The sequence below is a fragment of the Flagellimonas spongiicola genome, from assembly GCF_023502425.1.
Taxonomy (GTDB): domain Bacteria; phylum Bacteroidota; class Bacteroidia; order Flavobacteriales; family Flavobacteriaceae; genus Flagellimonas; species Flagellimonas spongiicola.
This window is the reverse complement of record NZ_JAMFMA010000002.1, coordinates 478,046-491,476: the sequence shown is the minus strand read 5'-3', so window position 1 is coordinate 491,476 and position 13,431 is coordinate 478,046. Positions and strand designations below refer to the sequence as shown.

The window sequence follows — 13,431 nt, the reverse complement described above, 5'->3', positions numbered from 1 at the left end:
TAAACGCGTAAATTTTCAATTCAATTATTTTACGATTTCCTCAATTGTTAAAACTAACATTTGATTAAAATACATACCCCAATTGCACTCCACCATAGTAATTGCGTCCGTTACCTGGATAAAAATACCGTGGTGGGGCACCTCCAAAACTGGAAGCATTGATCAATACACTTTGGGCATAATTGGTGTCAAAAAGGTTGTTGATTCCCGCATTGACACCTAGGTTGATGTGAGCAGACAACTGGGTTTGATAGCTGGCCTTGGCATGCAATACGTTAAAAGAATCGCTTTGTAAGGAATTGTCGTCCCGCAAAGGAATTGCATCCACAAATTGGTGGGTAAGGTTCAAACGTAGACCATTGGTATGACGTAGATCCAAGCCAGAACTTATACGATGCTTGGGTACTCCTGTCAACGGATTTCCACTAAAATCCTCGCCTTCATCAACAAAATCGATAAAACTATGATCGTTAAAGGTGTAGCTCAAATATGGTGATAAAATAAGGTGTTGACTTAACTTCAATGCGTACTTCAGGTCCAGTTCCAAACCTTGGTGACGCGTCTCCCCAGCATTACGACCAATAAATTGATCCTCACCTACACGTTCCTCTACCAATAGATCATTGATTGTCATCCGATATAGTGCAAAATCCAAGGACAATCGTTTTTCAAACAATGTAAATGCCCCGCCCAATTCCAAATTGGTTCCTTTTTCCTGGGCAATATCCGGATTGATAAGTCCATCTGGCGTTAAGGTCTGTTCCAAGCTAGGGTTGGAAAATCCTCGACTTACATTGGCATATAGATTCCCATCCCTAAATTGGTATTGTAAACCAAAATTCGGTAAAAGAATCGCTTCAAAATCCCGTTCGGCAGAACTATTGGCATCTCCAGAATTAAAAAGGTCTCGGTAGTCAAAACTGGTATTGTTCAAACCCAATCCCACTTGTGCCGATAACTTATTGGTCAGAGGATACGAGTAAGCTCCAAAAAGATTCAATTGTGTTCGAAATTCCAGATTTCTACTCAAGCGATCACCTTGCAAACTGCCGTTACCATTGTTTTCTCCAAAAAGATTGTCAAAAGTGCCCCAGTGGTATTCATCCTTATACAATTCTGTTCCCAATGTGAAACTTCCTTTGCCCAATTGCCCATCAAATTGACTTCGGATACCAAATCCATTGGTAAACTCATCCAAAATATTAAATGGTCGCGGTTCGTAGTGATCTAAATAGGTGTAGAAGATACTGGTGGTGTTTTTGCTATTTTCAGAAAACCGATGTGTGTACGACACTCCTAAAAGCGTGTATTGGTTGTCTTCAAAACCTTGAGCCGCTAACCAGTTGCCCGCAGCTCGTGTAGGGTCTTCGTCAAAGTCCGATTGATTTATCGAACTTGGGATTTGCGCATTGTAATCGATGTAATTCAACAACAGTCCCAGCTCACCTTTACTACCAACATTTATGGCTGAGGTCAATAAGAAACCATCGCGTTCAAATCGGTTGTTTTGGCGATAACCGTCGGACTCAAAATGGTTGTAGCTAAAGCTAAGTTGCATGTTTTCATCTGCATGCTGAAAGCTTAAATTATCCTTGATCATACTATACGATCCAACGGTAAAACTGTTTGATAATCTAGTTTCATCAGGGAATGCTGTTTTGGTGTCCAGCAATATGGCTCCTCCTAAATTTGCACCAAATGCAGTTCCTTTTGGACCCTTGATTACCTCCATGGATCCTAGATTCTCAAAATCGTAGGCCTCAATGGTTGAGGTCCCAGCACCATTGGTCACGGGAATACCATTGAAGTACAAGCGCAGTTTATCGGTCCCAAAAAGTGTTCTGGCACCTACCCCACGAATGGTAATCCGATTGGTGTTCAGCGCACCAGAAAGAATGTACACCCCAGAGACTTGATTAATAGCAGAAGCTATATCAATGGGGTTGAACATTTCAAATGTTGTAGGACCCAAGGTAGACGAAGCAGTTATGCCCACCGCTCTTTTGGGTAAATTGTCTTCCAATAAGATCACTTCATCAAGTTGGGTAATACTGTCTGCTGGGGTTTGTTGGGCAAAACAAGTAATTGCAAACAGGAATATTAGGGTTTTGAATATACCTTTCATAGGTAAATGCATATTTTGAGGTCTTTTATTTTTTGATTGTGATGGTTTTACCTTTTTTGGCACTTTTTCGTGCAGCATCAAGGATTTCCATGACCACTAGGTTATTGGCCACAGAATATAGATTGTTGGCAGGTAATTGAATTTTATTTCGGACAACAGCTTCTAAAACGGAAAAGGGATCGTTAAAGGGTGCTGGTCGTTCCTCCAAGGTAAATTTTTCTTCGTTGTAGCCATCATACCCCTCGGCCATTCGAATACGGAGTGTATTGCGATTGTCGGCATATATTGCGCCAGTAAGTCCATAAATTTCCATGTCCTTTCTTCCCATGGGCCAATTCCATGAAGGTTCCAAAATTGCTTGCGCATCATCATAAGTAAGGATAATGGTAGCATCATCATCTACTTTGGGATTGTTTTCTGCTTGTAATTGCTGGGTTACCGCGGTTACGGTATTAGGTCGCTCCCCATTGCGAAGCCAAGTCATAAGATTTGCCCCATAACATCCAAAATCCATAATAGCTCCTCCACCATTTTCCACAGGGTCAAAAAGCCAATCCAGAAATTCCTGGTTGATACCGAGTTTAGCTGGCCCGCGGTGCCCATCCCTAACAATCACTTTTCGCAATGCTCCGATCTTGCCTTCATCCAATAGTTCCTTGGCCCTATGGTTTGTAGGATACCATGTGGTTTCGTAATTGGTGAGGAGGTGTATGTTGTGCTTTTGTGCCAAAGCAGCCATTTTTTGGGCATGATCAAGGCTTACGGCCATTGGTTTTTCAACCATCACATGAATTCCTTTTGGTGCACATTGCTCTACTACTTCCAAATGGGCATATATAGTTCCAAATGCGGCAACTGCCTCTGGCTTTGTGTCTGCGATCATCTCATCCAATGTGTTGTAGACCAAATCCATTGAATAGCCGTATTGATCTGCATAACGCTGTGCTAAATCCCTATTGGGTTCTACCATGCCAACGATTTTCACATCGGTTTTGTCTGCTCTTCCCAGAATCCAATGCACATGCGTGTGGGTAAGTCCTGCTATCCCCAATCTAAGGGGTTCTTCTTGGGCTTTTGCATTAGGTATTGTTAGTAGGGTAGCAAAGATCAGGGCTATGATGGTGCGGTGCATGTAATTGGGATTAAGCGCTTTTGATGTATAAAAATAAGAAGGAATCAGTCAATTTGTGCCAATAATGTTTGGGTATCCAGAATAGTGGCAAATTCATCTTTTAAATTCGCCAGCTCTAGGCTGTGTGCCAATGCAGCGCTGTAGGTTTCACCATTTAAGCCGATTTTGTTAAAGGCTGCAGTAGCATCGGAAATCAGTTGAACCTTGAAGCCCAGATTTGCAGCCATTCGTGTTGAAGTTGATACACAATGTTCGGTGGTCAACCCTGCTATCACCACTTCGGAAATCCCATCCTTCTTCAAGGTGTTTTCCAAGTCCGTACCGATAAATGCGCTATTGACATGTTTTTTAATGATCGGTTCATTTTCCTTGGGTTGCACTAGTGGATTAAAATCATTTCCCGGATTTGAAGGATGCAAAGGTGAATCTGGATTCAAAGAACAATGTTGCACATGGTAAATTGGCATGTTCTTGGACCGAAAAGCTTCAAGTAGCTTGGCACTATTGGCTTCGGCATTTAGATTATTCCGTTCTTCACCATAAAAGTCAAGTTCTTGTAATCCTTTTTGGATATCGATTAAGAGTAAGGCTGTCATCAATTTGATTTAAACCTTAAAATTAACGCTTAAAAGCGAAATCCGATAGCTAAAGCGCCCCTGAACATAAAGGTGTCTTGGAATTCTTCTGGATTTACATTTCTTCCAACACCACCGTAGATCTCCAAGGTGAAATTATCACTAGGTGTCACCCATTTATTACCGAGTCCAAGGCCCAAGGCAATGGTGCTATAGTTTTGATTTCGAAAATTGATATTTTCTTGCAGATTTTCTTCATCCCAGGTGTAATAAAGTCCAAAGGCCTCAACAAACAGTCCACTTCTGGGTTGATAGCCAAAATAGGCCCTTAAGTTAGGTCCAATGCCGAAATCCCCATTATAGTCTGTAGCATCATTGTCAAAGTACACGGTGCCTCCAAAACTGGTATCCTCGGTAAAAAAATATTCATAAGAACCTTCAACGGAACCAGTTGCCAAAAAAAGTCCAGCATTGAATTTTAGTTCATGGTTATTATCAAATCTTGGATAGGCTTGTGCCTGGATGGCTAATGAGCTCAAAAGCAAGACTATCAGTACTAGGTTTTTCATCATTCAATAATTAATTCAGAATGGAATAATCAATTAGTGTTCCAAATTTTTTGGAGCGCTTTACATTGGTTATTTTTAGCAAAACTTAAGCATGAAAATAGTTTCGTACAACGTCAACGGTATCAGAGCCGCTTTAAATAAAGGTTTTATTGAATGGTTAACTGCGGTAGATCCTGATGTGGTCTGTTTGCAAGAGATAAAAGCTCTAAAAGAACAGGTGGATGTTTCCCTTTTTGAAGCTGCCGGATACAAACATCACTATTGGTTTAGTGCACAAAAAAAAGGATATAGTGGGGTGGCTTTACTTTGCAAAGAAGCACCTGATTATGTAGAATATGGTACTGGAATCAATTATATGGATTTTGAAGGAAGGAACATTAGAGCGGATTATGGTGATGTTTCTATCATGAGTATGTACTTGCCTTCAGGTACTAATATGGCACGATTAGAGCACAAGTTGACATATATGTCCGATTTTCAAAAATATGCTGATACCCTTCGGAAAGAACGACCAAACTTAATTGTGCTGGGGGATTACAATATTTGCCATGAAGCCATTGATATCCATGATCCCGTACGGAATAAAAATGTTTCTGGGTTCCTTCCCGTAGAAAGGGAATGGATTGGTAATTTCATTAAGAGTGGATTCATAGATAGTTTTAGACATTTCAATAAAGAACCACACAATTATACATGGTGGAGTTATCGTGCCAATTCCAGGGCGAATAATAAGGGTTGGCGATTGGATTATGGCATGGTCAACGATTCGCTACAAGATCGTCTGAAACGCTCCGTCATACTTTCCGATGCCAAGCACAGTGATCATTGTCCAATTTTGGTGGAGTTGGAAAAATAACAATTGCTTGTTAAGGGAGTAGTCCGTAATCCGTATTTTTACCGACTCAAAAATTGCTTATGAAATACACACGACTTCCGCATACTGATATCAAGGTGAGTAAAATTTGTTTGGGGACCATGACTTGGGGTAGACAAAACTCTGAAGAAGAAGGTCATGAACAAATGGATTATGCTCTGGATCAAGGTGTGAACTTTTTTGATACTGCCGAGCTTTATCCAATTCCAGCCAAAAAAGAACTCTATGCAGTTACCGAAGAATTTATTGGAACTTGGTTTAAAAAGAACGGTAACCGCGACAAGGTTGTATTGGCTACGAAAATTGCTGGTCGTGCAGAATTTACAAAGCATATCAGGACAACGGGTTTCAGCAGGGAATCGTTGATCAAAGCAGTGGAAGGAAGTCTTCAGCGATTACAAACGGATTACATCGATTTATATCAATTGCATTGGCCAGAACGCAATACCAACTACTTTGGGCAGAGGGGTTTCAATGCACATATGATTGACCCTTGGACGGATAATATCCATCAAGTACTTGAAACACTTCGTGATCTTGTTCAAGAAGGGAAAATCAGACATGTAGGTCTCTCCAATGAAAGTCCTTGGGGTACTATGCGATTTTTGGAAGAGAGTAAAGTCCACCAAGATTTGCCACGGATGTTAACGATTCAAAACCCATATAGTTTGTTGAATCGATTGTTCGAAGTTGGTTTATCTGAAGTCTCCATGCGAGAGAATATTGGATTATTACCTTATTCACCTTTAGGTTTTGGGGTTTTAAGTGGAAAATACTTGACTGAAATACCTCCACGAAAAGCCCGGGTAACATTATTCCCCAATTATAATCGTTACAGTGGTGAAACAGCTACTGAAGCCACAAGAAAATACCAGGAACTAGCGCATGCAAATGGATTGAGTTTAGCCCAGATGGCGCTGACATTTGTAAATACGCGACCCTTCGTGACCAGTAACATAATCGGTGCCACTACCATGGAGCAATTAAAGGAAAATATCAGAAGTATTGATGTGGATTTGTCCGATGCAGTACTGGATGGCATAACGGAAATCCACAAAGCTATTCCAAACCCAGCTCCTTAAGTTTTATTTTAAGGTGTAAGCACGATATTCGTCTCCCGATGGTGTGCCCATCTTACCACCTCCGCAGGCAATGACGACATACTGTTTGCCATCAATTTGATAAGTGGCAGGAGTGGCATATCCTCCCGAAGGTAATTGATCTTCCCAGAGTTGTTTGCCTGAAGCCATATTAAAGGCTCTGATTTTTTCATCTTTGGTAGCAGCAATAAAGAGTACACCTCCCGCTGTTATCACTGGCCCGCCATAGTTCTCAATGCCGGATACTGGAATGTTTGGGTCATTTAAACTCTCTTCATGACCAAGCGGGATTTGCCAAAGGTATTCCCCTGTATTCAAATCCAAAGCGTTCAGGGTGCCCCATGGGGGTTTTACAATTGGAAAACCTCTATCATCCTTGAATCGGGCAAAACTTGCCACCGCGTAAGGAACCTCAAGATCTGTCTTTTCTACCCTATGATCTTTAGCAATCTCTTCATTAGCAAGAAAGGCTGCAATTTCAGCTATTTGCGCATTCGTGAGATTGGGCATTCCCGGCATAGCTCCTTTTCCTTTTTGTATGATGGACTGAATGGAATCCATATCTAATCTCATTTTTACATTTTGTAGTTCCGGAATGGCACCTAAACCTTGAAGATTACCTCCGTGACAGCGTGCACAATGAATTTGAGAAAGGGTTTCGCCTAAATTTTCTGTACTGTTTTCTGTGTTGGAAACCGCTTTCATTTTAACTATCCAGGCCATTTCATTTGAATTAACGTACATGATGCCATCTCGGGGATCAATCGCTGCACCTCCCCATTCAGCACCACCATCTGCTCCGGGATAGAGTATTACACCTGTGGTATCAATGGGGATGAATTGTCCTTTTGAAGTCAAGGTTTTGAATTTTTCCAATACTGAGGGCGTGTTTTCAGGGCTGCCATTGTCCACCAAATCATCCACAAAGGCATCTCTATCAGGTGCGAATAAATCTGATTCCAATAGAATTTGTCTTGCAAATGGTTCGGGTTTAACGGGTAGGGGTTGAGTGGTTGCAGCTATTTCTCCTTTTAGTTTTGAAGCTGGAAAGGGCTGCTCTTCAATTGGTAATAAAGGTTCTCCCGTTGCACGATGAAAAAGATAGACATGTCCACTCTTTGTAACTTGGGCCACTGCCGGAATGCGTCCTCCATTTTGGGTAATTTCCAAAAGATTGGGAGGTGCAGGTAAGTCCCGATCCCAAAGGTCGTGGTGTACCATTTGAAAATGCCACAAACGTTCACCGGTTTTTGCATTCAAAGCCAAAAGGCTATTTGCAAAAAGATTTGATCCTTCACGATCCCCACCATACCAGTCAAAGGCAGCAGACCCGGTAGGAATAAAAACAATGCCCCGTTCCAAATCTATGGCCATTCCTGCCCAAGAATTGGCGCCACCAACGGTCTTGTATGCTTCAGATGGCCAGGTTTCATGACCAAATTCCCCAGGTTGGGGAATAGTGTGGAAGATCCATTCAATTGCCCCTGTAATTACATTGTATGCGCGAATATGACCCGGGGAAGACCCAGGCCCTTCGCCTACACGCGTACCTTGAATCAAAAGATTTTCGAATATAGCGCCTGGGGTATTGGATACTACAGATAAACGTAATGGATCTCTGCCCAGTCCTTCTCTTAAATCAATACTGCCGTTAATGCCAAATGAAGTAATGGCGGTACCGTTACTTGGATCTACAGCATAAAGTTTAGAGCCCGAACTAAAGAATATTCTTGCTGGATTTGAACCATCTGTAGGCCAATAACTTAGACCTCGACTTAATCCCAAGCCCGAATTGTCCTTGACATTTGGCTCAAATTTCCATTCTTCCTCACCAGTGGAAGCATTAACGGCAAAAAGTTCAATGGCTGCATTAACGCCAAACAATTGGTTGCCAATAATCAATGGATTTGTCTGGATCTGTGTAGTTCTTCCTTCTTGCAATCCACCACTATTATACGTCCAGGCAAGCTCAAGATCTTGAACGTTCAAAGTGTCTATTTGATTTAGAGAGGCAAAATGGGTTCGTTCAGGATCGCCTAAGTAGTGACTCCATGTTTCCCAATGGTGCGTTTTTGTGTCATTTTGTTTGGTATTGCAAGAAATTAGAAGAACAACCCAAAGAGTTAAAAGGTAATACGGCGCTTTCATCGGATGGTTTTCATAAATATAAAAATATAAACCTAAGAAAGCGAGATGCTTAGCTTGTGAACAATGTGTTACCCGAACAATCCAGAAACTACGTCCTCCACTTTGGATACCAATTTAATCTCAATGGCAGTGTTTTTTAATCCAATTTTGTTGTTTTTGGACACATAGATTGTGGAGAAGCCTAGTTTTTCGGCCTCAAGAATTCGTTGGTCTACACGCTGGACCGGACGTACCTCGCCTGCAAGCCCGACTTCTGCTGCAAAACAAAGACCCTTTTCAATAGATATATCCGAGTTGCTTGACAATATTGCTGCGACTACGGCAAGATCTATTGCTGGGTCATCAACGGAGATACCGCCAGTGATATTTAGGAAAACATCCTTAGCAGCAAGTTTGAAACCCGCCCTCTTTTCCAACACAGCTAAAAGCATGTTCAGGCGTTTTGCGTTAAATCCAGTAGCGGAACGTTGGGGTGTTCCATATACCGCCGTGCTCACCAATGCCTGGATTTCAATAAGTAGCGGACGCATTCCTTCTACTGTGGCCGCAATTGCAGTGCCACTGAGGTCTTCATCATTTTTGGAGATCAATACTTCCGAAGGGTTATGAACTTCACGTAAGCCAGTGCCCTGCATTTCATAAATGCCAAGTTCTGCCGTTGATCCAAATCTATTTTTCAAGGAACGAAGAATTCTGTAGACATAATTACGATCACCTTCAAACTGTAGTACGGTATCAACCATATGCTCCAAAATCTTGGGTCCAGCAATGGTACCATCCTTCGTAATGTGCCCAACCAGAATCACAGGCGTATTGCTTTCTTTGGCGAATTTGATCAGCTCGGCAGTACATTCCCGAATTTGCGAGATACTTCCCGCAGCCGATTCAATGTAATCTGTATGTAGCGTTTGGATGGAATCGATAATCAACAAATCTGGCTCAAGCTGCGCTATTTGTTGGAAGATATGTTGTGTTTTGGTCTCAGTTAGGATAAAGCAATTTTCACTTTTCGGATTGATGCGATCTGCACGCATCTTAATCTGCTTTTGGCTTTCTTCACCGGAAACGTACAAAACCTTGTGTTGCAGTTTCAATGCAATTTGAAGTAGAAGTGTGCTTTTGCCAATGCCAGGTTCTCCACCGAGCAAAATCAAAGATCCGGGGACAATTCCACCGCCCAAAACTCGATTGAATTCTTGGTCAAACGAATTCAGGCGAATTTCTTTGTCATTGGTTATTTCAGAAATCTTTAACGGCCGGGCAGCTTTTTTAACTGGATTGGTCTCTGTCTTCCAATTTCTTTTTTCTTCTTTTTGAACAATTTCCTCAACAACGGTATTCCATTGTTTACAAGAGGTACATTGCCCAACCCATTTGGCATACTGGGCTCCGCAATTTTGACAAAAGAATGCAGTTTTGGTTTTGGCCATTAAAATTTACTTGCAGCCCCTAAAGATATGCAATAAGACCAACGGATTATTTGAGAATTCACGAAAGATGGGTTAATACCCAAAATCAGCCTTGAGCGCATCAATTTTTTCCAAAGCCATATCCTTGGTCAGAAAATCAATTTCCTCCATTTGGAATGCTTTTTCAAAAGTTTTGAATGCTTTTTTGGGTTCGCCCAATTGCTCATAATACTCACCTTCAAAATAAAAGCCCATCATTGTTTCAGGGAACTGTTTTTTACAGATTTCTGAAAGCGGTTTCAAGGATTCAAAATCGTCCTTTTTTAAACAGGCAGCGTATATGGCCATGATATCATTGAGTTCTACAGGTTTTTCAAATCCAAGTAGTCTTTCAATCATATCATAGCGATCTTCAAGGTATTTGATTGCAGGCTCATCCGATGTCAATATTTCGGTCTTGTATTCTTTTGGACTAATGGGGCGGAAAACTTTGAAAACATTATCAAAAGCTTTGCTTATTCCGTATGCCGCGATAGAAACATGATCGGCATTGTCATATTCATCGAAGAAATAATGTAGGTTTTCTTTATCTAATGACTTGATGCTATTGTTCATTTGAAGAATCCGTTGTCTGTCTTCTGTTTTTTCCTTTTCCAGCACAACATTATAGAATATCTCCTGTTTTAAATCCAACAACCTGGAGGGTACACGACTTTCCATTTCTGTGGCCAATACCGGCGATATGGAAAGGTATGAATTGAACAGGGATCGGTCTTTGAACAAAAAGTAATTTCCAAAATTGGCTGTTATATCGTAACCAATGAACATTTTGAAAGGCGCAATTTCATAGCTTGTTTCCAAATAGGGTATTAACTCAGTTCCTAAGAATTCATAAAAATTAGCTCCTTTTTCTGTAGGCAACCCCGAGGTTTGTTCAAAGTCACAATCTTCCCAACGTAAATCGTTTTCAGCTTGATGTATGCCGACAACGATAGCTTGTGGCATGCGTTGGTGCTCACTATAAAACTTGGCATTCGCAACCACTAGGTCAAAGAGATATTCTGCGTCCAGCACGACCAATAATGGGTACTTTTTGTCCTCAGAATAGTCTTCTGGGAAATAGTAGGATACGTCTCTCCGTTCTTGAAGTTTAAAAGATTCAAAAATTTCCTTGGTGACCTGCGCTTCTAAATTGAGGCACATGAGGCCAATCAATACGAAAAGCCAATTTTTCATGGTAATGGAATTAATGGTTGGGGTTTACCGATTTCTATTCAATAACGGCAACATAATAAAGGATATTGTACCAAAAACCACTACCATAAGGGTTTGTGCTGTCCACATGATCCAACCGTAGGCATCACCTGAGGTTTTACTTACTCCATATACGGAAAGTGTGGCTGTTACAACGATGGGAAAAAGACCTAAACCGCCATTAGTGGTGGCCATGGCAAATGCACCTGCCACAAAAGCCACTAAAAAAGCACCCATTGGTAGTTCGGTTGTTTCGGGTACCGTATATTTTATGACCCAAAACATGGCCACATAACAAAACCAAATGAAGAAAGTATGGAAGATAAATGCACCCCTGCGTTTCATCTTAAAAATGCTCATTACCCCATCTAGCATGCCATTAAGGAAATTTTTAATTTTAAGCGCCAAAGAGGATTTCGATTTACGAACAATTCTTATGGAAATGAGGAGTCCTACAATACCTACAAGAAGCATGAACAACGACCCTGCAAGTCCGATTCCATTTTCTTCCAATATGCCCAAAATCACATCAGTTTGAACCAATAAGGCAACTAGAATAACCAGGAGCAACATAATCAGGTCAATAATGCGCTCAGTTACAATAGTGCCAAAACCTTTTTCAAAGGGCACATTTTCATAGGTATTTAAAGCAGTGGCACGAAGAAATTCTCCTGAGCGCAAAACCAATGTGTTGGCAAAATAACTGGTAAGTATGATGAGGACATTGTTTGTCAAGCTGGGTTTGTAACCCATTGGCTCCAAAAGATAATTCCACCGAACTGCACGTGAAATATGACTCAGTATCCCAATAAAAATCGACAAAAACACCCAGATTGGGTCTGCAGATTTAATGGCTTCGAAAATTCGTGTCCTATCTTCAGGGGTTGTGGAAGTATAAGAATAATAGACCAATCCTAATCCAATGAGGATAGGGACTGCTATTTTCAAGAATTTTTTAAGGGATGGTCCCAAACTAGTTTAACATATTGGTTTCCTCATTGGGGAAAACCAATGCCGGATTGAAGGTTTTAGCTTCTTCAATATCCATCCAAGCATAGGTGATCAAGATCAATACGTCACCAACCGCTACTTTGCGTGCGGCAGCACCGTTAAGTGTAAGTTCTCCACTTCCACGAGGTCCAGGAATAGCGTAAGTTTCCAATCGTTCACCATTGTTGTTGTTAACGATTTGGACTTTTTCGCCCCGTATTATATTTGCAGCATCCATAAGGTCTTCATCAATGGTTATACTACCTATGTAATTTAGGTCAGCTCCTGTGACTTTTACCCTGTGGATTTTAGATTTTACTACTTCAATTTGCATAGCGCAAAATTAATTAATTCAGTCTTAGATTGTCTATCAACCGAACGTTCTCTGCATAAACGGCAATGAACGCCCTATATTTTTGATTTGCCTGCTTTTTCAGCATTGGGGTCAAAGTGTTTTCGTCGGTTATTTCAAAATATTCCAAATCCAACAGTTCATTCTTTTCAAATTGGGACTTAACCCATTTCTTTATTTCAGAAGCACTTTCCGTGCCAAATTTTTCGTTGGCAGTTTTAAGGGTTTTGTAAATAAAACCAGCTTCTTTCCTTGTCGTTTCCGATAACCTTTCATTACGTGAGCTCATAGCTAAACCATGGGGCTCCCGTTCAATGGGACATCCAACAATTTCAAAAGGTAAATTCTGGGTTTCTACTAGTTTTCGAATGATCTGAAGTTGCTGGAAATCTTTTTCTCCAAAATAAGCTCTGCTAGGCGATACGGTTGTCAGGAAAAGTTCAACTATGGTTCCAACTCCGTCAAAATGTCCGGTTCTAAAAGCACCTTCCATTACTTTGTCCAAGCCTTCAAAATTGTATTCTTTAGCAATGACCTCTTCGCCATAGATATCTTTTGCATCTGGAGCAAAAACAACTATGGTGTCATCTAATTGCTTCAATAGCTCTACATCCCTTTCAAAAGTTCTGGGATACTTTTCAAGGTCTTCTTTTTGATCAAATTGGGTGGGGTTCACGAACACACTGACTACAACAACATCGTTTTCTGAAATGGCTTTTTTCACCAGTGAGAGATGGCCTTTGTGCAGCGCTCCCATAGTTGGGACCAAACCGATCTCGTGGTTCTTGTCCCTTTCCATATTAAGGTGATCAATTAGTTCCGCCTTGCGGTCAAATACATGCATATCGTTGATCAAAAGCGTGCAAAAATACTATAAATACTGCTAATCAGCATAATTTTTGT

12 protein-coding genes are annotated in these 13,431 nt (G+C 41.0%); 2 read left to right on the top strand and 10 right to left on the bottom strand.

What is annotated here, in order from left to right:
* Window positions 1-64: 64 nt before the first annotated feature.
* From M3P19_RS08400 to M3P19_RS08385, 4 genes are read right to left on the bottom strand one after another with little or no spacing between them, the layout of a single operon-like run.
* Window positions 65-2,125 carry a TonB-dependent receptor family protein gene (locus M3P19_RS08400; RefSeq protein WP_249657216.1) on the bottom strand — a complete coding sequence of 687 codons (2,061 nt, stop codon included), beginning with the start codon at window positions 2,123-2,125 and terminating at the stop codon, window positions 65-67.
* Window positions 2,126-2,150: 25 nt separating this feature from the next.
* On the bottom strand, window positions 2,151-3,257 hold the full coding sequence (locus M3P19_RS08395; protein WP_249657215.1) for a Gfo/Idh/MocA family protein: 1,107 nt from the start codon (window positions 3,255-3,257) through the stop codon (window positions 2,151-2,153).
* A 44-nt stretch (window positions 3,258-3,301) separates the two neighbouring features.
* Window positions 3,302-3,853, bottom strand: coding sequence for a cysteine hydrolase family protein (locus M3P19_RS08390; protein WP_249657214.1), 552 nt, complete (start codon window positions 3,851-3,853; stop codon window positions 3,302-3,304).
* Between the two features lie 29 nt (window positions 3,854-3,882).
* On the bottom strand, window positions 3,883-4,401 hold the full coding sequence (locus M3P19_RS08385) for a DUF3575 domain-containing protein (RefSeq protein WP_249657213.1): 519 nt from the start codon (window positions 4,399-4,401) through the stop codon (window positions 3,883-3,885).
* 91 nt (window positions 4,402-4,492) lie between these two features.
* On the opposite strand from M3P19_RS08385, the gene M3P19_RS08380 reads away from it, so the two are divergent.
* Complete coding sequence (locus M3P19_RS08380) at window positions 4,493-5,257, top strand: exodeoxyribonuclease III (RefSeq protein WP_249657212.1); 765 nt, start codon at window positions 4,493-4,495, stop codon at window positions 5,255-5,257.
* A 59-nt stretch (window positions 5,258-5,316) separates the two neighbouring features.
* Window positions 5,317-6,357, top strand: a complete 1,041-nt coding sequence (locus M3P19_RS08375) for an aldo/keto reductase (RefSeq protein WP_249657211.1) — start codon at window positions 5,317-5,319, stop codon at window positions 6,355-6,357.
* Between the two features lie 3 nt (window positions 6,358-6,360).
* On the opposite strand, the gene M3P19_RS08370 is transcribed toward M3P19_RS08375, so the two are convergent.
* From M3P19_RS08370 to panC, 6 genes are all read right to left on the bottom strand, one after another.
* On the bottom strand, window positions 6,361-8,523 hold the full coding sequence (locus M3P19_RS08370) for an outer membrane protein assembly factor BamB family protein (RefSeq protein ID WP_249657210.1): 2,163 nt from the start codon (window positions 8,521-8,523) through the stop codon (window positions 6,361-6,363).
* 68 nt (window positions 8,524-8,591) lie between these two features.
* On the bottom strand, window positions 8,592-9,953 hold the full coding sequence (radA, locus tag M3P19_RS08365) for a DNA repair protein RadA (RefSeq protein ID WP_249657209.1): 1,362 nt from the start codon (window positions 9,951-9,953) through the stop codon (window positions 8,592-8,594).
* Window positions 9,954-10,025: 72 nt separating this feature from the next.
* Window positions 10,026-11,168, bottom strand: coding sequence for an alpha/beta hydrolase (locus tag M3P19_RS08360; protein ID WP_249657208.1), 1,143 nt, complete (start codon window positions 11,166-11,168; stop codon window positions 10,026-10,028).
* A 24-nt stretch (window positions 11,169-11,192) separates the two neighbouring features.
* Window positions 11,193-12,134, bottom strand: coding sequence for a lysylphosphatidylglycerol synthase transmembrane domain-containing protein (locus M3P19_RS08355; protein WP_313791620.1), 942 nt, complete (start codon window positions 12,132-12,134; stop codon window positions 11,193-11,195).
* A gap of 25 nt (window positions 12,135-12,159) precedes the next feature.
* Window positions 12,160-12,510, bottom strand: a complete 351-nt coding sequence (panD, locus tag M3P19_RS08350) for an aspartate 1-decarboxylase (protein ID WP_249657206.1) — start codon at window positions 12,508-12,510, stop codon at window positions 12,160-12,162.
* A 13-nt stretch (window positions 12,511-12,523) separates the two neighbouring features.
* On the bottom strand, window positions 12,524-13,372 hold the full coding sequence (gene panC, locus M3P19_RS08345) for a pantoate--beta-alanine ligase (RefSeq protein ID WP_249657205.1): 849 nt from the start codon (window positions 13,370-13,372) through the stop codon (window positions 12,524-12,526).
* Between the last annotated feature and the right edge of the window lie 59 nt (window positions 13,373-13,431).

Coding starts and splice junctions, on each gene's coding strand:
- M3P19_RS08400 (WP_249657216.1), bottom strand. CDS start 2,125: ATGAAAGGTATATTCAAAACCCTAATATTCCTGTTTGCAATTACTTGT.
- M3P19_RS08395 (WP_249657215.1), bottom strand. CDS start 3,257: ATGCACCGCACCATCATAGCCCTGATCTTTGCTACCCTACTAACAATA.
- M3P19_RS08390 (WP_249657214.1), bottom strand. CDS start 3,853: ATGACAGCCTTACTCTTAATCGATATCCAAAAAGGATTACAAGAACTT.
- M3P19_RS08385 (WP_249657213.1), bottom strand. CDS start 4,401: ATGAAAAACCTAGTACTGATAGTCTTGCTTTTGAGCTCATTAGCCATC.
- M3P19_RS08380 (WP_249657212.1), top strand. CDS start 4,493: ATGAAAATAGTTTCGTACAACGTCAACGGTATCAGAGCCGCTTTAAAT.
- M3P19_RS08375 (WP_249657211.1), top strand. CDS start 5,317: ATGAAATACACACGACTTCCGCATACTGATATCAAGGTGAGTAAAATT.
- M3P19_RS08370 (WP_249657210.1), bottom strand. CDS start 8,523: ATGAAAGCGCCGTATTACCTTTTAACTCTTTGGGTTGTTCTTCTAATT.
- radA (WP_249657209.1), bottom strand. CDS start 9,953: ATGGCCAAAACCAAAACTGCATTCTTTTGTCAAAATTGCGGAGCCCAG.
- M3P19_RS08360 (WP_249657208.1), bottom strand. CDS start 11,168: ATGAAAAATTGGCTTTTCGTATTGATTGGCCTCATGTGCCTCAATTTA.
- panD (WP_249657206.1), bottom strand. CDS start 12,510: ATGCAAATTGAAGTAGTAAAATCTAAAATCCACAGGGTAAAAGTCACA.
- panC (WP_249657205.1), bottom strand. CDS start 13,372: ATGCATGTATTTGACCGCAAGGCGGAACTAATTGATCACCTTAATATG.